The following is a 23211-nucleotide window of genomic DNA, read 5'->3' on the forward strand; positions in this document are numbered from 1 at the left end:
GATATATCAATGGTTTGAGAGAGTATCTACATAACGGGAGTGCCCGAAGACCTTTGCGGTCCTATGCGGGTCGAAGTTGCAAAAGTGAGTAATTCTCAATTTCATAACATATTGATGGACAAACTGCCCCCTTGAACAGGTCGCAGTATTTTTTTGTGTTTGTTTTTGACAGGGTATTCCTTGTCCGGAATGGAATTTCGAGCGGAATGAAGGAGGGTATGTATTTTGAAAAACGAAGAGAGAAGAGAATACGGGCAACCTTTGTCAAAACCGGTTTATAAAATCAACGGAAAGGGGATGTAGAAATGAAACAACAGAGAAAACTTTGGGCAAAACTGCTTGCACTCTATCTTTCACTTATGGTAGTTGTGAGCACGATGCCTCTGACGATCTTTGCCGAAGCAGCTGCTGTTGAACCGATAAGTGTACTTTTGACGATTGACGGTCATACGCATCGTGGAGAGCTGGTGGGGCAGAACTTTGTCAATGAGAAAGCGATTACAGTGGAAAAAGGCCAGACGGTCTCCGACCTGATAAGGAAATACCTTGACGAAAACAACGTGGCTTACGATATGCAGGGAGACAGTTACCTCGCGGCCATGCACGATTTGAGAGAAAAAGAATATGGGGACGGCAGCGGATGGATCTATTATGCCTGGGAAAACGGAAAATATGTATTTCCTGAAAGTACACCTATAAATCAGTATGTTCTCGATAAGCCGACGAAGATCAAGTTCGTCTATACGATAGAAAACTACTTCACAGGCTATGAAAGTGAGCGTAAGAAGGCGAAGGAGATCGCCGAGGAGATGCGTAAGAACATCGACAGGGAACATATGTCGGGCAGGATTGCCGCAATGCTCTTCAATACGGGACAGGATATTCCCCGAGAGTTTGTGCGAACGGTTCGAGGACGGGTACAAAGCCTCGGCAGTTCCTCCTCCGTTGAGGAATACTGGGACACCATACTTGCGGTGCTTGCAACAGGGAACGATCCTTACAACGCATGGGGACGAAATTTGATTGAAGAGATCGGCTCCAGAGATATCTTGGCAAGCGGAAGTATCGAAGATATGACCTATGGGATCGCAATTGAAAACGCGGCGAAATTCGATATGAGGGATTCGAAGTGGACGGCAAAGAAACTACAGGACAAACTGCGTACACTTCAAAATTCCGACGGAAGTTTCGGAGACGGAACCGATACCGAAAAAGTCATCCGAAGCGCTCTGGTTCTTTCTTTGGGAGAACTCGATGAGGGACTGGTCGATGCCAACGGGAAAAAGGTGGAAGACTATCTCGCTCTTAAGATGCATAGGGCGGGAGGACTTCCCGAAAGCAAGGAAGACGGTCTGGCAACGGCTACGGTACTGCTGGCAAGGGCGGACGATTCCAAGGATCCTATAGGAAAACTGTCTGTCCGTGTAAACGGGAACTGGACTGCAGGGAAGAGACCGTCTCCCTTCAAGTCGCTTGCGGACTTCTATATCGGAAGCAAAAAAGGGTTTAAGCGGGATCTGTTCTCGAAGGAGATCGATCCCGAGACAACGGAAGTGGCTACTTTGGCGATGGAGAGAAGTCATCAGTATTTCAGTAATCCAAGTTTTGCAGGTCGGAGCCTCTTTAAGTTTTCGGAGATCTCCAAGCCCGGCGAAACGGAAAATCTCAAGCGTGAGATGGATGCTCTCTATGAGGAAGTTCTAACCGAGGCGAAGAAGAATACTTCCCTCTCTGAAGAAACCGCCTATATCCTGAAGAGGATGGGAGAGGAACTGACGTTTGAGCAGATAGCAGGTCTGGAGTCAAAGGTACAGCTTGCTCCGAAGAATCCGAATGCGGCATACAAATCCGTAATGGCGACGGTTGCTTCCGGCAAGGACAAGGCCTTTGCGGACACGATCACTTCCGGTCTTGAACAATGGGCGGAATCGATATTCAACAGTGCGTTCAACGGAACTTTGGGCCTCTTGGCCATGAGTTGCGGAGGAACTTCCTTTAGCACGGGAAAACAGGATTATATTACAACTAAACTCAAAATAAACATAAATTATAAGAGCAAGTCGGAAAACGGAAAGCTCCTTTTGAATGACAAGCCGCATATCTACGGTGGAGCAGCCTCCGTCATCGACGATCCTCAAATAAAAGAAAACTATATCGCGAATGTGGAAAGTCTTTTGAAGACGAGCACCGCGCAAGAATTGAAGAGCAAACCGGATGTCGTTGCGGGGCTTGTAACGGCTCTTAACGTTTTGGGAGAAGATATCTTTGCTGCGAAGTACAAGACGAAAGACGGCAAGTCTTTGGTGGAATTGTTGAAAGAAAGCGACAAGACCTCCTCCGTCACCTTCTTTGCTGTTGCAAGTTACAAACTCAAGAACACGGACGGAAGCAACATCTTCCGATACAGCTTTGAGCCGAGCATCGATGAGAAGGTAAGTGAAGTTATAGGACGTTATATCAGTGACGTAGAGCTTCCGAGTCATATCATGAAAAAGTATGACGACAGAGATGTATCGGAACAGGCTACAAAATCGCTGGAAAAAATAAAGAAAAATCAGTATAAGCTCAATCCTACAAAGCATAAGAACGATGTATTCAACCTGTTGGCAAACGGGCAGGACATTCAGAGTGTCGACGGACATAATTTGATAGACTCGATTACGGAAAAACCTCAAACCAACAGAAAGAATATGAATATTGACTCGCTTACCATCTTAAATGCAAGAGACTATATCACGAATCCTTCTCACCCCGAAAATAGAGAAACTCTAAGACAAAAGGTTCTTGCCATCAAGGAGTTTACGGATGCGGGTATGGGAAAATATCGAATCAGTGATGCAGGGAACGCTATGATCGCTCTTGCTCCCTACTACAAAAAGGGAGATATCGAGGTCAAAACAGCGATAGACGGCTTTCTCTCCAAGGCAAGTGCAGCGATGGACAAGGACGGAACGATCAAGGAGTTCGGGAACAACCTCCCTCTGGAACTTCCCTATCATTCCAACGACTTGGCTCTCTTTGTCCAAGGTCTGATCCATCTGGGAATAGACCCTCACACCGATGAGAGATTTATTAAAAACGGCAAATCCGTTTTGGACGGGCTTCTCAGCTATGAGGTCATGGGCGGATTCAAAATGAAAAAAGAAGATGCTCAGCCGAGCAACCTCCATACCCGAGCAGCTTTGACCGTGCTGATTGATTACAAACTGTTTAAAGAAGGAAAACCTCTGATTTACAACTATTCGGATACGACAGCTCCGACTCCTCCGCAAGAGATGAAGTACGAGGTCAACTTCACGATCACACCTCAGGAAGCGAAGGATGCCGTTCTTGCAGTGACGGAAAAAGACAAGGATGAAGCGATCGAAAAGATCGACGGAGTCTACAAACTGAAGGCGGGAGAATATACCGTCAAGGCTACCAAAGACGGCTACAAGCCCTTGGAGAAAGACTTTACCGTCTCGGAGAACTCTGAAAGTCACAGAGTTGCTCTGGAGATGGAAAAACTCGTTGAAAATCCCTTTGACTTCGATGAGGCAACGAACACCATAAGGGGCTACAAAACGCAGGATGCACCGGAAAACCTCGTTATCCCGAGCGAAATAGGCGGAGTTCCCGTAAAGCATATCGCGAAAGAAGCCTTCCTGTACGGAACATACAAGAAAAAAATTAATCGTCCCCTAAAGAGCCTCGAGCTCCCCGAAGGATTGGAGACCATAGGGGAAATGGCCTTCCAGGGAAGCGAGTTTACACAGATCACCATCCCTTCTACTCTCAAGGAGATTCACGGAGGTTTCCGGTTGTCCAAACAGCTTGAAACGGTGACCTTTGCACCAAATTCTCAACTGAAGATACTGGGAAAAGATACCTTCTTCAGCAGCGCTATAAAAGAAATCACTTTGCCGGATACGGTGGAAGTGATAGGAGAAAGCGCCTTCCACAGTTCGAAGTTGGAAAAGATCAATGTTCCCGCCTCCTTGAAGGAGATCGGCGCCTCCGCCTTTGCTTTGACGAGTATGCAGGAATTTACCATCCCGAGCGGAGTGGAAAAACTCAACTTCGACTCGAGAGGAAAACAAGGCGGCAACGGAATATTCTTCAGGACCTTTGAAGATGAGGCCAAGCAACAGGCTGCCTTCGCCAGAGTATTCGATGAGAGCGGAAAAGCCGACCTTGACAATACGAAGGCGGTAGTAAATCCGGTCGAAGTGACCTTCAAATATGTGGATAAGGTCACAGGATTGGAAATTGAGACCATGCCTTCCATAAAGGCGGTGGGAAGAAATGATAAGGTTGTAAAGGTATTCGGATCAAAAATCAAGCCCAGCACGATAGAAGATGGAGATAAGAGTTTGCTCTCAAACTACAGACATTCTTTTGACTATAAGGCTTATACGATAGAGGACGCAAGAAAGGCTATCTTCGGCAACTACTTTACCAAGGGTAGCGAATGGACCTTCGAGGCTCCCGAAGTGCCGGGCTACAACAAGCCCTCCGCAATTACCAAGACCTTGATGAACAAGGAGGAAGAGGTCGTCTTCCAATACGAGAGCAACGGCCAAAAACACCGTTTGAGTATTGAGGGAGAAGGAATCGGCTCCAATGTGGAACAGGGAGAACTTCCTTCCATGACCTTGGTGGAGCTGACCATCACTGCTCCGAGCGGAAAACTGTTTAAGAAACTGATGGTGAACAATGAGGAAGTACAAGCGGTCAAAGAAGGATTGCATCATAAGTACAGTTTCCGAATAGACAAGGATGTCACGGTTAAAGCCGAGTATGAGGAAGCAGTCTATGACAAAGAACTCAAACTTACCGTGGATAAGAGCGAGCTCAAACTCGGAGAAAAATCCGGTTTCAAAGTAAATTACCGAGGCCTGGATGTAACTCTTCCCAACAGCGACATCGTCTTTGAATACGATCCTGAGATCCTGAAAGTGGACGAAAACATGGGAGAAGTGACCGCAGTAGGAAGCGGTACCGTTGAATTGACAGCGAAGCTCAAAACCGATGAAGCGGTCAAAGACAGTCATTCCCTACAAGCAGCATCTCTCAGGGTAAAGATCCGCGTAGAAGATGTCAATCAAACCGCAATAGGACCTGTTGAGGTAGAGATAAGATCCTTGAAGGTAAAGGAAGGCGTTGACTACTATAAAGGACTTACCTTCGAAAAACCCGTACCCTTCCTTGCGATCAAAGAAGCCGTAAAACTCCAAAACAAAGACGCGGCTCAAAAGTCTGTCTTGGATTGCGGAGATGACGGAAATTGGATGAAGGTCATCGGCGGACTCGCTCCGTCTTCCGCTTACGGGGAAAAAGCCTTCTTTATGTTTGCCGTCAACGACAAGATGGCGAATTTGGGAGTGGGTTCTTTTGAGATTAAAGAGGGCGATGACATCGTTGTCTATGTAGCCCAAGACTGGGAAAAAAATCACGGATATGTATATTTTGAACAAAAAGAATATACCGTGCAGGCAGGAGAAGAAGTTTCTCTGAAACTTTTGAAAGCCTCCTTCGATATGAACAATGCAACTAACAGCAGTCCCATACCTTACAAGGGAGCGACCCTGCTCAAAAATATCGAGGTACTGCAAAACAGTGATTTACAACCAATCCTGTCCGATGACAACGGTATCTTCCGTTACACCTTTGCTCAAGAAGGAGAATACCGACTCTCGGCGAGCAAGGTGGAAGAAGGAACAAACTATATTTCGCGTCCCTATGCTATTGTCAAGGTAGTAGGGAACGCAGGCACCCAAAAAACCATCACTTCCGTGCAACAACCTGCACCGATAACGGTGGATAAACGAACGGCAAAAGAAGCTCTCGGTTTGACAGGTCAGACTCAGGCGACCTTGAATGACGGCTCTACCCGTATGCTCGAGCTGAGATGGACTTCGGAGTCTTCTCCCGCCTACGATGCGAATACGGCAGGAACCTATGTCTTTACGGCGGACTACGATCTGCCTCAGGGAATTGTCGGAGAAAAACCCGAAGTTAAAATCAGCGTGACCGTCAGGGAAGAAACTCCTTCTCCTCAACCGGATCCTTTGCAGGATATCTTGACTTGGGCGAAGGCGAAACAGGATGCGATCGCACAGAGCTATGAGGCCCTTGATGAGAACAAGGACTACTGGAAGATGGCTGAACTCGGCAAACTCGGCAAGGTCTTAAAACAATCGAGCCTTGACTTTATCAAAGCGTCGATCTTGGATGAGAGCAACAACATAAAGACCGACGATGCGGGAACTCTTGCAAAAGCAGTTCTCGCCTTGAGAGCAAACGGTATCGATCCGGAGAACTATTACGGAGTCGATCTGGTAGATGCTTTGGAGGGAACAAACCCTTCAAACCTATGGAGTTCGGCACCGAAGATCTGGGCCTTGTCTTCAGATGATTACGATGTATCCGAACGTTTGACGGAAGAAATGCTCCAAGACCTTCTCTCTCAAAGAAACAGTGAGGGATTGTGGGATACGGATTGGGGATGGCAGGACTCTACCGGCTTCGCCCTCAGTGCACTGGCACCTTACTACAAGGATAGACCTGAGATCAAAGAGGCGGTCGAAAAAGCCGTAAATGCGATCTCGACCAAGCAAGCTCCCAACGGAGATATCACCGATAACGTAAACAGTCTGGTCATGGTCGCAAACGGACTTTGGTCCTGTGATGCAAGTTACTTGACCGATCCCAGACTTGTCAAGGACGGAAACACTCTTCTGCACGCGTTGAAAGGCTATGAGATTCCGGGAGAACCTCACTTCTCGTGGAAGAAGGAGCCGCTGAAAGACAATCCGATGGCGACCGAGCAGGCATTGAGAGGTATCATCAGCATCCTTGCGATGAGAGATAACAAAGGACAGATCTTTGATTACAGGGGTACACCGAAGTATTCGATAGATAACGACAGCCTCCGAGTGATCGGTTATGAAGACCTTTCGGATATCACTGTTCAGGAAGGAACACAAAAACAGGATCTCGGTTTGCCGACGAGCGTCAAACTGAAGCTTTCGGATGGAAACACCTCGGATGTCCAAGTGACCTGGGACAATGCTCGACCCGAGTATGACAAAGACAAAGCAGGAAACTATATCTTCCGAGCGGAGTATGAACTTCCTGTCGGTGCGATAGGTATCAAACCGGCGGTCGTTGTCAAAGTGATAGTGGAAGAAGCACCCAGGGTCCTCGAGAGCATCGATCCGGTAACTCCGATCGAAGTTGCCAAGGGAACGACTGAAGAAGATGCGAAGGCAAAACTCCCTTCAACGACCGTGATAAGAGACAATAAAGGCGGGGCTCATCTTGTAGAACTGAGCTGGACGATCGAAAACTATGACGGAAACATACCTGCACAATACACTGCAAGCTCTACCTTCGATCTGCCCGGAAATGTACAACCCAATCCTTCTGTAGAACATACATTGACTACGACGATCAAAGTCTTGGAGGAAGGTGTTACTCCCGGAACGGGAGAAGTCGACAAAAGAGAGCTTCTTGAACTGGTACAAAGTATTCAAGCGGAGGACCTGCAACAGGATAAATTCACTCCCGAATCCTTCGAGAAATTGCAAGGAGCGTTGGAGACCGCAAATTCCGTGCTGTCCAACGACACTGCGACAAAGGACGAGGTAAATACCGCCCTAGTCGCTCTCCAAAATGCAAGAAGAACTCTCAGAGAGAAGGCGAACAAGAAAGAACTTCTCAGCGTGATAGCAAGTGCGGAGGAGAAACTTCTTCAAGAGGCAACTTATGAAGAAGACAGTGTACTCCAACTGAAACAGGAGCTGGAAAAAGCTCGGGAAGTTGCAGACAATCCGAATGTATCACAGGAAGCGGTTACCATACAGACCAACGCCCTCATATCTGCCATCAACACGTTGAAGAAAAAACAACCCGGCGGAAACGGCGGTGGAGGTTCGGGAGATACAAATGAGATCCGCGTCTACTTTACCCTTGTGGGAATGGAGCGTGGAGGAAGTCAGAAACAAACTTGGATTGCAAGAGAAACCCATTACATTCCGCAAGGAAGCAATGTGAGATATGTCTTTGAACGATCCTTGAAGGCAAAGAACATCGAGTTTGAAAACCCGAGCGGAAATTATGTAACCTCAATCAAATCTCCCATCGACAACGAGTGGATGAGTGAACTTACCAACGGCAAATACAGCGGTTGGATGTATATGGTAAACGGCAAACATCCTCTTCTGGGCTTGGATGAGTATGTACTCTCCGCGGAAGACGAGATTGTTTGGCACTACACCAACGACTACCGTAGCGAAGAAGGTTCCGAACCGTGGAATACGGGAGGTTCTTCCGGTGGCGGAAGCTCTTCCGGAGATACCAAGATCAAGCTTGAAACATTGAACGGAGTCGTGAAGGCGGAATTGAGCGATTCCTTCAAAAAACTCTTGAAACTGAGTATCCAAGAAGTCGAAAACAGCGAAAAACCGACCGTCTTCATCGACATGAGAACCGACGAACCTGCACGAGAGGTACAGTTGTCACTCGATGCGGAAGTACTTGACCTCCTTGCACAGCAACAAAAACTTTCCTTGGGAATCAAGAGCGGAGTGCTCGATTTTACTCTGGATGCAAAGGCTCTTGAAGTCGTGCGTAAGGCTCAAGCGAGTGCAAAAACAAACGTCGATATCAACCTCAAGAGCTTCAACAGCTCCGAAGCATTGTTGAAACAGGGAGCGATCAAAGCAAATGAAGAGGCGATGAAGGAGATCCGTGAACTCATCGGATCAAGACCCGTGTTTGAAATCACGCTCAAGACAAAGCAGGCGGAGATCTCGGACTATAAAGGCGGACAGATTGAAGCGAAGGTCCCCTACGCTCTTCAAACGGGAGAAAGCAAGGATGACTTGACCGTCTATCGAATAGAAGAAGACGGAAGCCTTGTCGAAGTCAAATCTTCCTACGATGCGATCGCAAAGGTCATGAGCTTTACGACAGATCACCTCTCCTTCTACGCGGTAGGAAAGAAAAAAGCCGAAGTCGTTGAAATAAAAGCTCCGACCTTTGAAGACGTACCGGAAGGTGCATGGTACCATAAGGCGGTCTACGAATTGGCGAAGGAAGGGATCGTCAACGGAAAAGAAGCAAACAGATTCTACCCGAACGACAAGGTGACAAGGGCGGAATTTGTTACCCTGCTTGCAAAACATGCCAAGGAAGAAGCAGCTTCCTCCAAAGTGACCACCTTTAAGGATGTGTCACAGGATGATTGGTATTACAACGCGGTGATGTGGGCATACGAAAAGGGCATCGTCAAAGGCTATGGCGAAGAATTTAAGCCCGAGCGAAACATCAGCCGTGAAGAAATGACCGTTATGCTGTTGAACTACGCTCGATATAAGTTGGATATCCCGTTCTCGGAAGAAGCGTATCCGCTGACCTTCAAGGATAAAGACGAGATTCAACCGTGGGCGTTTGAAGCGGTAACTGTAATGGCGAAACTCGAGGTGGTCAAGGGTCAGGAGAACAATATGTTCAAACCCAAGGCTCCTGCGACCAGAGCGGAAGCGGCTCAGATGGTATATCAATTGCTAAAAAATAAATAAGGACTCTTTGAACCTGTGACCCGTCCGAGGGGCAATAGGCACAAAGAAGCTTGAAAGAAACGAAAAACAAAAACAGGGGATGGATGTCCCCTGTTTTTTACTTTCATTTACCATAAATTCCGATTTATCTCTATACCTTCCATACACCGGACATTTTAATTGGGTTTTATACTATTATACTGACATATTGATATTCATCTTTATTTCTTATCTCGGTTATAAACCAAAAGAATTAACATCAAAGTTTGAATTACCACGAATTTCAACGTGCCACTACACTATTATTCTTTTGAGTTGTGGACATAAACAATTCGTGACCCATAGAAGATAAAACAATTTTTCGTGATCGAAAAACAGATATATCCATACTTCTATTGAAAAATAGTATAAGAATATATATTTACCGGAAACATTTTGAGTAATCGTAGAATTCAAACTTTACGACCGGACAATTTTAATAGACAATAGTATTGTACGGATCAAACCCATAATTAAGGTATGGACAATTCAAGCAGGTATGCGTATTAGACATATAGCTGAGAATGTGACGGGTGCCGATATCGGTATAGCGGTTTTGTCAAAACTTGGAGAATATCTGTTTGTGGAAGCTCTTAAGTCTTCGCGCTCAAACTCGAATTTTGGTGCTATACTGATCGGGAAAGAAGTGGTAAAATAAGTCCATACGTCAGGAGCATACAGTCTTCTTTGTGTCTCTCGTACGGAAAGAGAAAGAGAAGAAGGGGGGAGAATATCAAATGAATGTGGAATTGTACTTAAAAAAAGCGGTTTTGCAGTTATCCAAGGGGGATTTCGACAAGGCGGTAGAAAACCTCAAACTCGTTATCGATTTGCAGGAGGACGACATCGTAAGCAAGGTACAGGCACACTGTATCCTCGGGGAATATTGCTTTGTTCAGCAGAACTATGAAGAGGCTACGTTGCACTTGGAGTGGATTCTTGAACGTTCCGATGAGCTGGAAGAGGAGTGGGACGACCTGCTCGATGACGAGATCTGCCGTGCTGATGTGCTGTGGGATCTTATGAAACGTTTTTCGTTGAAGTAGGAAGTGTTTCCGTCGGAAGGAGAAAAAAGAGGATTTCTTTCTCCGCAGAACGGTAAGAAACTATATAGAAATGAGTGGATAGAGTGGATCTATATCTTGTATTTTTTGTGTTTATGGCAAGTATGGTGGCGACGATCATCAAAGGATTTTCAATGATTCCTGCCTTGTTTCTCGGTTTGGTGGGGTTCATCCTCGTTGCGATGAGGAGAGGTTTTTCGTTTTCGGAGCTTGTGAAGATGTGTATAGACTCCAACAAAAACTCCCTTGTCGTTATCAAGGTCATGCTGACCATAGGCTTTATCACGGCAGCTTGGCGGGTATCGGGGACCATCAGTATCTTCGTTTATTACGGGATCAAGATTATAACCCCTTCCTTGTTTTTGCTCATTACCTTCGTGCTGTGTTGTCTGCTCAGCTACGCTTTGGGGACTTCGTTCGGAGTAGCGGGGACGGTCGGAGTCATTTTTATGACCCTTGCGAGAAGTGGAAACGTAAATCCTCTTGTCGCAGGAGGGGTAATTATGTCCGGGGTATACTTTGGAGACAGATGCTCGCCCGTATCCTCAAGTGCCAATATGGTTGCCGGTATTACGGGTACCGAGATTTATGACAATGTCAAACTTATGATGAAGACAGGATTGCCCGCTCTTCTTATCACCTTGGCGGTCTATACCCTGCTCTCGTTCCAAAATCCGATCAGCTCCGTCGATGAAGAATTGGTCCGTGCTTTTGAACGTGAGTTTTCTCTTTCGCTTTGGGCCTTTGTACCGGCGATCTTTATGCTTGTCCTTCCTCTGTTCAAATTCAAGGTCATCCGCTCCATGACGGTAAGCATCATAAGTGCGATCGCAGTTGCGTGCCTGGTTCAGAAGGTCGCCCTCTACGAGGTCATAAAGATCTGTATTTTCGGTTACCGCGCTTCGGGTTCGGGCCTTGCCTCCATCCTCAACGGAGGAGGACTGGTCTCCATGCTCCAGATTGTAGGGATCCTGCTAATATCGAGCAGTTATTCGGGAATCTTCAGCGGAACGCAGATGCTTAAACAGATCCAAGACAAGTTGAACAAGGCCTGCACAAGGATGGGGCGTTTTGGAGTTACGGTTATCACAAGCATCCTTATGACGTCGATCTTCTGCAATCAGACGATAGCCACCTTGATGACCTGTGATCTGATGAAGAAACCGTATTTTGACTTGGGAGCCGATAAGAGTGAGCTTATGATCGACCTTGAGAATTCGGTTATTCTCATCGGTTGCATTATTCCATGGAGCATAGGCTGTACGGTCCCTCTCTCGTTTTTGGGAGTGAGCATTTCCGCCATGCCCTATGCAATCTATATGTATCTGGTGCCGCTTACTTACTTTTTTCTCAAAGGACGGTATTTCAGGTCGGGTGTAAGAGAACAAGGATAGAGTGTAAATTTTTTGTGTTCCGATAAATAACATAGGGAGGTAGTAGGATGAAATTTTTAAATGCACAGGTGTTTGATACGCAAAGAGGTGAGTTTGTCAAAGAAGATTTTGTTGTAAGCGAAAAAAAATTCGCTCCCTTGAAGGAGGCGGGTCAAGCCTCTCAAGAGATTGACTTGGAGGGTTATTATGTCACCCCCGGCTTAATCGATGCACACAGTCATCTGGGAATGTGGGAAGAAAACTTGGGAGTCGAAGGAGAAGACGGAAACGAGATTACGGATCCGATCACACCGAATTTGCGTGCCGTCGACGGGATCAATCCGATGGATGTTGCCTTCGAAAAAGCTTTGAAGGGCGGGGTAACGACCGTTTCGAGCGGTCCGGGCAGTGCCAACGTCATAGGAGGGCAGTTCGCCATTCTCAAGACCTTCGGCAGATCGATTGATGATATGATTCTACGGGGATCCTCTTCCATGAAGTGTGCCTTCGGAGAGAACCCCAAGAGATGTTACGGAAGTCACAACAAGACACCGATGACACGAATGGCGATTGCTGCACTTCTTCGTGATACTTTGGAAGGTACAAGAGATTATATAAAACGCCAAGAAGAGGCGAGTGACTATGGGAGCAGACCCGCCTATAACAGCAAGATGGAGGCGATGATTCCCGTTATAAAAGGAGAACTCCCTTTGAAGGTCCATGCACACAGGGCGGATGACATCCTTACCGCCATTCGTATCATCAAAGAGTTTGGACTTAAAGCGAGCTTGGATCACTGTACGGAGGGTCATTTGATCAGTGACTACATCAAGGACAGCGGACTTCCTGTGGTGGTAGGACCGACTTTCGGCTTCAATACGAAGGTGGAACTGTGCAACAAGACCTTTGATACTCCCAAGAAGCTTTATGAAGCGGGGATCCCGTTTGCGATTATGACCGATCATCCGGTACATCCTCAGTCCTCTCTGATTTTTTGGGCCATCCTCTCCCACAAGGCGGGGCTTCCCAAAGGGGAGGCGCTCAAGGCGATCACGATCAATCCGGCTGTGATTTTGGGCATAGAGGACAGGGTAGGCACAATAAAGGATGGAAAAGATGCGGACTTTGTCGTTTGGGACAGAGATCCCATGGACATCTATGCAAGGGTAGTAGGAGTGTGGATAGACGGAGTCAATGTGTTTAGCGAAGAAGGACGTTGTTTCCTGAAAAAATAACATCAAATACTATTCTCCGTTTGAAATGCGGGGTGTGCAGAGTATATCATCACCAAAAAACAATTCGGATGATCCTATGTTTCAAAGCATTGAACCTGTCAATTCTGATAGACAATAGAAAAAGTAACGAAAGAGGGCAGGCTGTTGACAGCCTGCCCTTCGTGTATTCAAAAAAATCAGTAGGGAAGATCGAAACTCCTCTCTCCGTTATCCAGAGCAAACTGTCGAAGCCGGTAGATCTGCTCCACTGTACCCAGCACCACGAGAGAATCTCCTTCCTTGAGAATTTCATTCGGATTGGGATTGAACTGGATTTTTTCCTCTCCCTTCTTTTTGGTTGCCAAAACGGTAAGGCCTATCTTTTGGGGGATCTGCATATCTCTCAAGTTTTGGTTCTCGATCGAAGAGCCTCTTCCTATGATTACATCCTCAAGATCCAGCTCGATATCTCCCGCTCGGGTAAAGACATCCAGGAAACTGATGACCGTGGGCCTCAACATAATGGCTGCCATTCGATTGCCGCCGATTTCGTTGGAGGAGACCGTGTTATTGGCACCGGCCTTCATCAGCTTTTCTCGGGAATTTTTGTCTATGGAACGCGATATGATGTAGAGTTTACGGTTCATATGTCTGGCGGTCAGCACCGCCACGATGTTGTCGGAGTCGGAATGCAATGCACTGATAAAGCCCGAAGCCCTCTCAATACCCGCTTCTTTGAGCAGTTCTTCCGACATCGCATCTCCCTGAAGTGTGGGAATGTTTTTTTCAATCAAATGTTCGTACTTCTTCTCATCCTTCTCGATGATTACAAAATCCTTATTCGATTTCAAAAACCTTTCCGCCATGACTTCCGAACTTTCGCTTCCCCCGGCGATAATGATATGGTTTCTCATCTTCTCGATCCTATTTTTCATAACCTTGTGCCTCCAAATTGTCTTAAAGTTTCCTTCCAAAATAATCACTTCCAGGGTGGTAAAGGTGTAGCCTACAATACCGATGCCGCTGAATATTACGAAGATGGAGAAAATCTTGGCGGGTCCGCTCATATCAACGACCTCTTTGTATCCTACCGTCGAAATCGTAATGATCGTCATATAGAGGGCGTCGATCAGTGAAATATTCAAGAGCATATAATAGCCGAAGGTCGCTATACAGATCAAGGCAAAAAAACTGATGAAGATTGCAAGAATACGTTGCTTTTTTTTGTTCTCCATAACTCACATCCTAATCGTTTTGTAGTTGGAGCAAGGTCTTCCGGAACGAGCGTTTCAAATAGTTCATCATTTCCATCGAAACGGATTTCGATCTATTTGTTCGACGTTTGCGGACTTGTCTCGGATATGTCACAAGCTCGGAATTTTCACGGAGCTTCCGTATCGATCGTTATCCGAAGGTCTTGGACTTTCAAACACATTCGGATTCGACGAACAGGAAGAATGTGCACGACAGAGTCCGTCGTTTAAAAAATACTTCTGCCGTTTGGAAAGAGGTTGGACCTTTTTATGCTCCTGTTTCTTACAATAACACTCTCCATCATCATACAACAAAATCCGAAAAAAAGAAATTAAAAACACTACTTTTTTCCTTGTAAAACCTCTCCTATTGTGATAAAATGTCTTAATGCAATAGTATAAAAAATGGGTCATTTTGCCCATTTTATCTGCTAAATAAGTGAAGAGGTGAAAACTGAATGCCACATCCACATCCTGTTAAGATTGGGAGAAAGACCAGAATGAGTTTTTCTCGAATTGATGAAGTAGCCGATCTTCCGAATCTTATCGAGCTTCAGATCAATTCGTATGAATGGTTTGTTCGAGAAGGGATCAGAGAAGTATTCGAGGAGATCTTCCCAATTGAAGATTATACGGGGAACATCAAACTTGAGTTTGTCGACTACAAATTGGAAAATGATTCAAAATACGATGTAGAAGAAAGTAAAGAAAGAGATGTCAACTATGCGGCTCCTCTCAAAGTGCAGGTAAGACTTACGGTGCCGGATGAAGACGGATCCAGAATCGTCAAAAACGAATCGGGAGATCCCGTGTTTTTGGGAGAGTTTCCTCTTATGACGGAGAAGGGGACCTTCATCATAAACGGAGCCGAGAGGGTCATTGTCAGCCAACTTGTTCGAAGTCCGGGTGTTTATTACGCACAGGAGATCGATAAGTCCGGGAAAAAGCTGATTTCGTCCACCGTTATTCCCAACCGCGGAGCATGGCTTGAGTACGAAACGGACTCCAATGACATCGTGTCCGTGCGTATAGACAGGGACAGAAAGCAGCCCATCACCATGTTGTTGCGTGCTTTCGGATACGGAACGGATGAAGACATCAGAGCCCTGCTCGGCAACGATGAGCGGGTTGAAGCAACACTGGCAAAGGATAACACCAATTCGAGAGAAGAAGGGATCATCGAGATCTACAAGAAAATGAGACCGGGCGAACCCCCAACCTTGGAAAGTGCCGAAAACCTTCTTCATATGATGTTTTTTGATAGCAAACGCTATGATTTGGCAAAAGTAGGACGCTATAAATTCAATAAGAAGCTGGCAATATCTTCACGATGTATAGGCAGGACCTTGGCACAGGACGTGTTTAATGCTTATACGGGAGAACTTGTGATGGAGGCCGGAACGGAGATCAACTACAACAACGGTCATCTTTTGGATAACTGCGGTTGTGAGTACGTATACATCGCCATCGACGACAAGCAGTCCGTGAAGGTTATCGGAAACAGATTTGTCGACATCGCCAACTTCGTCGACATCGACATCTCCGAGCTCAAAATAAGACAGAAGGTTCGCTACAATGTACTCAAAGAGATTCTTGAGCAAGCCTCCGATGACGAGGAACTCTATGAACTCATCAAACTGAGGAAGAGGGATCTGGTACCCAAGCATATTGTGATCGAAGATATCGTGGCATCGGTCAGCTATCAGTTCAACCTGTTCTACGGCTTGGGTAATGTCGACGATATCGACCACCTTGGGAATCGTAGGGTGCGTTCGGTCGGAGAACTTCTTCAAAATCAGTTCCGTATAGGTTTGTCCAGGATGGAGCGTGTGATTCGCGAGAGGATGACCGTTCAGGACGTGATGGAACTGACACCCAACAGCTTAATCAACATCAGACCCGTAACGGCAGCGATCAAAGAGTTCTTCGGTTCCTCACAGCTTTCTCAGTTTATGGATCAGAATAACCCTCTTGCGGAGCTGACTCATAAGAGAAGGCTTTCAGCGCTCGGACCCGGAGGACTCTCCAGAGAGAGGGCGGGCTTTGAGGTGCGTGATGTTCACTATTCTCACTACGGAAGAATGTGTCCCATTGAGACTCCGGAGGGACCCAACATCGGACTGATCAACTCTCTGTCCGTATTTGCAAAGATTAATGAATACGGCTTTATCGAATCGCCTTACAGGGTTGTTGACAAAGAAAACCGGAGGGTGACCGATGAGATCACCTACCTGACCGCAGACGAAGAAGACCTCTATATTCGTGCTCAGGCAAACGAACCCTTGGATAGCGAGCACTGGTTCATCAACGAAAGGGTAGCTTGTCGAACCACCCAGGGAAACCTTCTTCTTGTCGAACCCAAAAACGTGGACTTTATGGACGTATCGCCTAAACAGGTCGTATCCGTTGCGACCGCGATGATCCCCTTCCTTGAGAACGATGACGCCAACCGTGCCTTGATGGGTTCGAACATGCAACGTCAGGCGGTTCCCCTCTTGAGAAGAGAAGCGCCGATCGTAGGTACGGGGATCGAATACAGGGCGGCAGTTGACTCGGGAGCTGTTATCATAGCTAAAAATTCGGGAATCGTCGAAAAGGTATCGGCTACGCAGATCGTTATCCGAACCGAAGAAGGAGAGCTTGATGTCTATCGCCTGCTCAAATTCAAACGTTCCAACCAAGGAACCTGTATCAACCAGACCGCCATCGTCAACAAGGGAGATGAGGTCAAAAAAGGAGACGCCATCGCTGACGGACCTTCTACCGACCTGGGAGAGATCGCCCTCGGCAGAAACTGTCTGGTAGCCTTTATGACTTGGGAAGGATATAACTACGAGGATGCGATTCTTATCAATGAAAGACTTGTAAAAGAAGACAGATTATCGAGTATTCACATAGAAGAATATGAGGCCGAGGCACGCGACACCAAACTCGGACCCGAGGAGATTACCAGAGATATTCCCAACGTAGGAGAAGATGCGATTAAAGACTTGGACGAAAACGGGATCATCCGTATCGGTGCCGAAGTTGAATCCGGTGACATCCTCGTAGGAAAGGTAACACCTAAGGGAGAGACCGAGATCACTCCCGAGGAAAGGCTTCTGCGCGCCATCTTCGGCGAAAAGGCAAGAGAAGTACGCGACACTTCGCTTAAGGTCCCGCACGGAGAATCGGGTATCATTGTCGATGTCAAAGTCTTCCGTCGCGAAAATGGAGACGAGCTTTCCGCCGGTGTCAACGAACTGGTACGTTGCTATATCGCACAGAAGAGAAAGATCAACGTCGGAGATAAGATGGCGGGACGCCATGGAAACAAGGGAGTCATCTCCCGCATCCTTCCCGAAGAGGATATGCCCTTCCTTCCGGGTGGAACACCGTTGGAGATCGTACTCAACCCCTTGGGAGTACCCTCTCGTATGAACATCGGGCAGGTCTTGGAAGTCCATATGGGACTTGCAGCCAAGTCTCTGGAATGGAATGTTGCCACACCGGTATTTGACGGCGCGAACGAACAGGACATCTTTGACGCTTTGAAGCTGGCGGATCACCCGCAAGACGGAAAACTGCAACTTCAAGACGGAAGAACCGGAGAGTTTTTCGACGGTCGTGTAACCGTGGGTTATATGTATATGATGAAACTTCACCACTTGGTAGATGACAAGATCCACGCCCGTTCCACAGGACCCTACTCCCTCGTCACGCAACAACCCTTGGGCGGAAAAGCGCAGTTCGGAGGACAGCGTTTCGGAGAGATGGAAGTTTGGGCCTTGGAGGCCTATGGAGCGGCTCACACCCTTCAAGAGATCCTTACGGTAAAATCCGACGATGTCGTCGGTAGGGTCCAGACCTATGAAGCCATCATCAAGGGCAAGAACGTTCCCGAACCGGGTATCCCCGAATCTTTCAAAGTTCTTATCAAGGAACTTCAATCACTCTCCTTAGACGTCAAACTTCTCTCGGAGTTCGATGAAGAAGTCCAGGTCAAGGAATCGGTGGATGAGATCGGTATTGAAGACACCTTCCACTATGTGGATGAGGAACGTGATGATATGATCGTGGAAGACTTTGCGGAAGAAGAAGCGGAAGACGGCTCTTTCAACCTTGACTTTGAAGATGAGGTCGACCTTGATCTGGATGATCTTGACTTTGAAGACGAAGACGATATCGATCTGGATGACAGCTTGGACTTTTAACATCCTGTAAGGACTACACTTCACAGCACCTGACGGAGGAGGGAAAAACTTGATAAAGGCATCCTTCCTCCTTCCAAACGACACATTGACACAAAGCACTCGGATAAGTTTAGGAGGATGGAGAAACTCAGGTGTGAAGAAGGATGGACGAACACTGCTTTGTAAAACATATCTGGCAAACAAAAACAACGGATTTCATTAAGGAAAGGAGAGTACTCCTTGTTTGAATTAGATAATTTTGAATCGATAAAAATCGGACTGGCCTCCCCCGACAAAATCAGAGAATGGTCCAAAGGAGAAGTAAAAAAGCCCGAAACAATAAACTACAGGACCTTAAAACCCGAAAAAGACGGTCTATTCTGTGAAAGGATCTTCGGACCGACCAAAGACTGGGAATGTCACTGCGGAAAGTACAAAAAAGACAAGGCACGCCATAAGGGCGTTGTGTGTGACCGTTGCGGTGTAGAAGTAACGCGTGCAAAGGTAAGACGTGAACGTATGGGACATATAGAACTGGCAACTCCCGTGTCTCATATCTGGTACTTCAAGGGAATCCCATCGAGGATGGGGCTTCTCCTGGATATGTCCCCGAGGATTCTCGAAAAAATCCTCTATTTTGCAAACTACGTCGTTGTCGATGCCGGAGAAACCGGTCTGACGGAAGGCGGACTCCTCACTGAAAAAGACTATAGAGAAGCTCTTGAGGAACATGGGGAAGGCAGTTTTCTCGCCATGATGGGAGCCGAAGCCGTCAAAGAACTTCTGGCAAGGATCGATCTCGAAGCTTTGTCTGAAGAACTCAGGACCAGACTTGTCGATGCTACGGGTCAAAAAAAGGTCAAGACCATCCGAAGACTCGAAGTTGTCGATGCCTTCCTCAAGTCCGGCAACGACCCTACTTGGATGATCTTGGATGTCGTTCCGGTCATTCCGCCCGAGCTCAGACCCATGGTACAGCTCGACGGCGGACGCTTTGCGACCTCGGACCTGAACGACCTCTATCGACGCGTCATCAACCGTAATAACCGTCTGAAAAGACTCCTGGACTTGGGAGCGCCCGACATCATCGTGCGCAACGAGAAGAGAATGTTGCAGGAAGCTGTCGATGCGCTCATAGACAACGGCAGAAAAGGGAAACCCGTCACGGGGCCCGGAAATAGACCGCTCAAATCTCTCTCCGATATGTTGAAGGGAAAACAGGGACGTTTTCGTCAAAACCTTTTGGGAAAACGGGTCGATTATTCGGGACGTTCCGTTATCGTCGTAGGACCGGAACTCAAGTTTTATCAGTGCGGATTGCCGAAGAAGATGGCATTGGAACTCTTTAAACCCTTTGTAATGAACCGCCTGGTTGAAAAAGGTTACGCTCTCAATGTCAAGAATGCAAAAAGGATGGTCGAAAAAGTCAAACCCGAGGTCTGGGACGTTCTGGAAGAAGTCATCAAGGGTCACCCTGTTATGCTCAACCGTGCTCCTACCTTGCATAGGCTCGGTATCCAAGCTTTTGAGCCTGTTCTGGTTGAAGGAAAGGCGATCAAGCTTCATCCTTTGGTATGTACCGCATACAATGCCGACTTCGACGGAGACCAAATGGCGGTACACGTTCCTCTTTCGGTTGAAGCACAGTCCGAAGGAAGGATGTTTATGCTCTCCAACAACAACATCCTCGCACCCAAGGACGGCTCACCGATTACCACGCCTACGCAGGACATGGTGCTCGGCGCTTACTACTTGACCATAGAAGAACAAGGAAAGAAGGGGCAGGGCTCTGTCTACAAAGACTTTGATGAGATGATGCTCGCTTATGAAAATAAGGCGGTCAGCCTACACTCCAGAGTCAAAGTCCTTGTTAAAAAAGATGCACAGGATACGGGGAAATTAGTCGAATCGACGGTGGGAAGATTTATCTTCAATGAGAACATCCCTCAAAACCTCGGCTATATCAACCGTGAAGAAGATCCTTACTCCTTGGAAGTCGACTTCCTCGTCGATAAGAAACAGCTCGGGAAAATCATCGACAGGTGCTTTAGAAGACACGGAAACACCGTTACCGCAATTATGCTTGACAATATCAAAGGCTTGGGCTTCAAATATTCCACCAAGAGCGCGATTACCGTATCGGTCGCTGATATGGAGATTCCGCCCGAAAAATATGAATTGATAGAAGAAGCGGAGAAAAAGGTCAGCAGATACGAGAAAGATTATAAACGCGGTCTGATGAGCAACGATGAGCGTTATGAGAGAGTTATCGAAACTTGGGCAAGCACTACGGACAAGGTGACCGATGCGTTGATGGGCCACCTCAGTCCGCTTAACAACATCAACATCATGGCACAGTCCGGAGCACGGGGTTCCAAGAATCAGATCAGACAGGTTGCGGGAATGAGGGGTTTGATGGCGAATGCGACAGGTAAAACTGTCGAGATCCCTGTAAAGGCAAACTTCCGTGAAGGACTTACCGTCTTGGAGTACTTTACCTCCTCTCACGGTGCGCGAAAAGGACTTGCGGACACTGCCCTTCGTACGGCGGACTCGGGTTATCTCACCCGCCGTCTCGTAGATGTCGCTCAGGACGTCATCATCAGAGAACTTGACTGCGGAACCGAAGACGGGATTGAAGTCGAAGCCTTTATGGACGGAAATGAAGAGATCGAAAAACTCTATGATCGCATCGTCGGACGTTATCCCTGTGATGACATCTATTCTCCAAACACCGGAGAACTCATTGTGACAAGCGAAGAAATGATCACGGAAGACATCGCGACTACGATCGTTCAAGAAGGGATCACGACCGTAAAACTTCGCTCCGTCCTCCAATGCAAATCGGAATACGGTGTCTGTGCAAAATGCTACGGACGTAACCTTGCAAACGGAAAAGCCGTCAATGTCGGGGAATCGGTCGGTATTATTGCGGCACAGTCCATCGGAGAACCCGGAACCCAGCTTACCATGAGGACCTTCCATACAGGAGGAGTTGCCGGAGGAGATATCACTCAGGGTCTTCCTCGTGTCGAAGAGTTGTTTGAGGCACGAAAACCCAAAGGACTTGCAATGATCACCGAGATTGCCGGAAAGGTCAGTATAGAAGATACAAGCAAAAAGAAAGAAGTTGTAGTCAAATCTCCCGAAGGAGAAAGGCGTTACACCATTCCCTACGGCTCCATCCTTAAAGTCAAAGAAGGTCAGGAGATCGAAGCGGGTCAGCCTCTCATTCAGGGATCCATCAATCCCAATGACATCCTTGCCGTAAACGGAGTCACCGGAGTGGAGAATTATATCGTAAAAGAAGTACAGCGTGTATATAAACTCCAAGGGGTAGACATCAATGATAAACACATTGAGATCATTGTAAGACAGATGATGTCCAAGGTAAGGATCGAAGAATCCTACGACTCCTCCTTCTTACCGGGTTCCTTGGCACCTTATGCCGATGTGATGAAGGAAACCGAAGAATTGATTGAAGCGGGCAAAACTCCTGCGACCTTTAAGAGGGTACTTCTGGGAATCACCAAAGCCTCGCTGGCTACGGAATCCTTCCTGTCGGCGGCATCCTTCCAAGAGACTACGAGGGTGCTTACCGAAGCGGCTATCTTGGGCAAAAAGGACAAACTTCTCGGACTTAAAGAAAATGTCATCATCGGAAAATTGATTCCGGCAGGAACGGGAATGAAGAGATACAAGTCCAGAATAGGCTCACAGATGGTCTTGGACAGCCTTGAAGCTACGGACTTCGATAAGATCGGTCGCTCTTCTGTGGAGCTTGATCCTCAGTTGGGAGAAAACGACGGAGAGATGCAGGTTCAGGAAGAGGAAAAAACAATTGATATCAGCTCGGTCATCCTCGACTACAAACCGGAAGAAGAACTATAGACGCAAGGAAACCCGATGACAGAGAAAGTAGCAATCGGAACGGATCATAAAAAAATAAATAAAAAAAGAAGCCTTATTCCTTATCGGAGAAGGCTTCTTTTTTTACTGCAAATAAGTCGTAATACCAAAACCCAATTAAAATGTCATACTACTATTCTTTTGAATAGTGGATATAAACAATCTGTGAGCCATAGAAGATAAAGAGATTTTTCGCAGGTTGAAAAAAACGGATATATCATACTTCTATTGGAGAATAGTATAAAATGTCAGGTCTATGGGAAGGATAGAGATAAATCGGATATGATCGGTTTTGATGATATGCACCGGTGTTTTTATTGAATACGATGGGCAAAGCGGTCCGAAACAAAAAAAGACGACACAATGTCGTCGAAAATTGGCGGGAATGTGTGAGAATCGAACTCACCAAAGAAGCTATTAACCCCTCATATCGGTTTTGAAGACCGAAGGGCACACCAGCACCCATCCACTCCCAAATACCTGTATATTCTAACATAAGGTAGGGGTATAAATCAATAAGAAAATTAACTTTTAACAAGGGATATCACATCCTGTTTCGATTTGGGTACAGAGAACAGTCGTTTATTCAAGAAAGATATTCTTCCAAGTCCACAAATATAGAAGACGTATGAGTGTTTATAA

7 protein-coding genes and 1 tRNA gene are annotated in these 23211 nt (G+C 46.7%); 6 read left to right on the forward strand and 2 right to left on the reverse strand.

Annotation, left to right across the window (positions count from 1 at the left end):
• Nucleotides 1-305 precede the first annotated feature (305 nt).
• The 4 genes from ACFO4R_RS06280 (at nt 306) to ACFO4R_RS06295 (ending at nt 13256) form a co-directional block, all read left to right on the forward strand.
• Nucleotides 306-9566: an S-layer homology domain-containing protein gene (locus ACFO4R_RS06280; RefSeq protein WP_379788202.1), complete on the forward strand. Its 9261-nt coding sequence runs from the start codon at nt 306-308 to the stop codon at nt 9564-9566.
• Between the two features lie 755 nt (nt 9567-10321).
• Nucleotides 10322-10630: a hypothetical protein gene (locus tag ACFO4R_RS06285; RefSeq protein WP_379788203.1), complete on the forward strand. Its 309-nt coding sequence runs from the start codon at nt 10322-10324 to the stop codon at nt 10628-10630.
• Between the two features lie 83 nt (nt 10631-10713).
• Complete coding sequence (locus ACFO4R_RS06290) at nt 10714-12042, forward strand: Na+/H+ antiporter NhaC family protein (RefSeq protein WP_379788204.1); 1329 nt, start codon at nt 10714-10716, stop codon at nt 12040-12042.
• A 47-nt stretch (nt 12043-12089) separates the two neighbouring features.
• The gene (locus ACFO4R_RS06295) at nt 12090-13256 is read left to right on the forward strand and encodes an amidohydrolase (RefSeq protein WP_379788205.1); all 1167 of its coding nucleotides are present in this window, start codon (nt 12090-12092) and stop codon (nt 13254-13256) included.
• A gap of 176 nt (nt 13257-13432) precedes the next feature.
• Here the strand turns inward: ACFO4R_RS06295 and ACFO4R_RS06300 are convergent, their stop codons facing one another.
• Nucleotides 13433-14470 (reverse strand): potassium channel family protein, encoded by a 1038-nt coding sequence (locus ACFO4R_RS06300; RefSeq protein WP_379788206.1) that lies wholly within the window; start codon nt 14468-14470, stop codon nt 13433-13435.
• A gap of 476 nt (nt 14471-14946) precedes the next feature.
• On the opposite strand from ACFO4R_RS06300, the gene rpoB reads away from it, so the two are divergent.
• Both rpoB and rpoC read left to right on the forward strand, forming a co-directional pair.
• Nucleotides 14947-18681: a DNA-directed RNA polymerase subunit beta gene (rpoB, locus tag ACFO4R_RS06305; RefSeq protein WP_379788207.1), complete on the forward strand. Its 3735-nt coding sequence runs from the start codon at nt 14947-14949 to the stop codon at nt 18679-18681.
• Nucleotides 18682-18900: 219 nt separating this feature from the next.
• On the forward strand, nt 18901-22551 hold the full coding sequence (gene rpoC, locus ACFO4R_RS06310; RefSeq protein ID WP_379788208.1) for a DNA-directed RNA polymerase subunit beta': 3651 nt from the start codon (nt 18901-18903) through the stop codon (nt 22549-22551).
• Nucleotides 22552-22946: 395 nt separating this feature from the next.
• Here rpoC and ACFO4R_RS06315 read toward each other — a convergent pair.
• A tRNA-Sec gene (locus ACFO4R_RS06315) sits at nt 22947-23043 on the reverse strand.
• Nucleotides 23044-23211 lie beyond the last annotated feature (168 nt).

Source organism: Filifactor villosus (assembly GCF_042652965.1).
Taxonomy (GTDB): Bacteria; Bacillota; Clostridia; order Peptostreptococcales; family Filifactoraceae; genus Filifactor; species Filifactor villosus.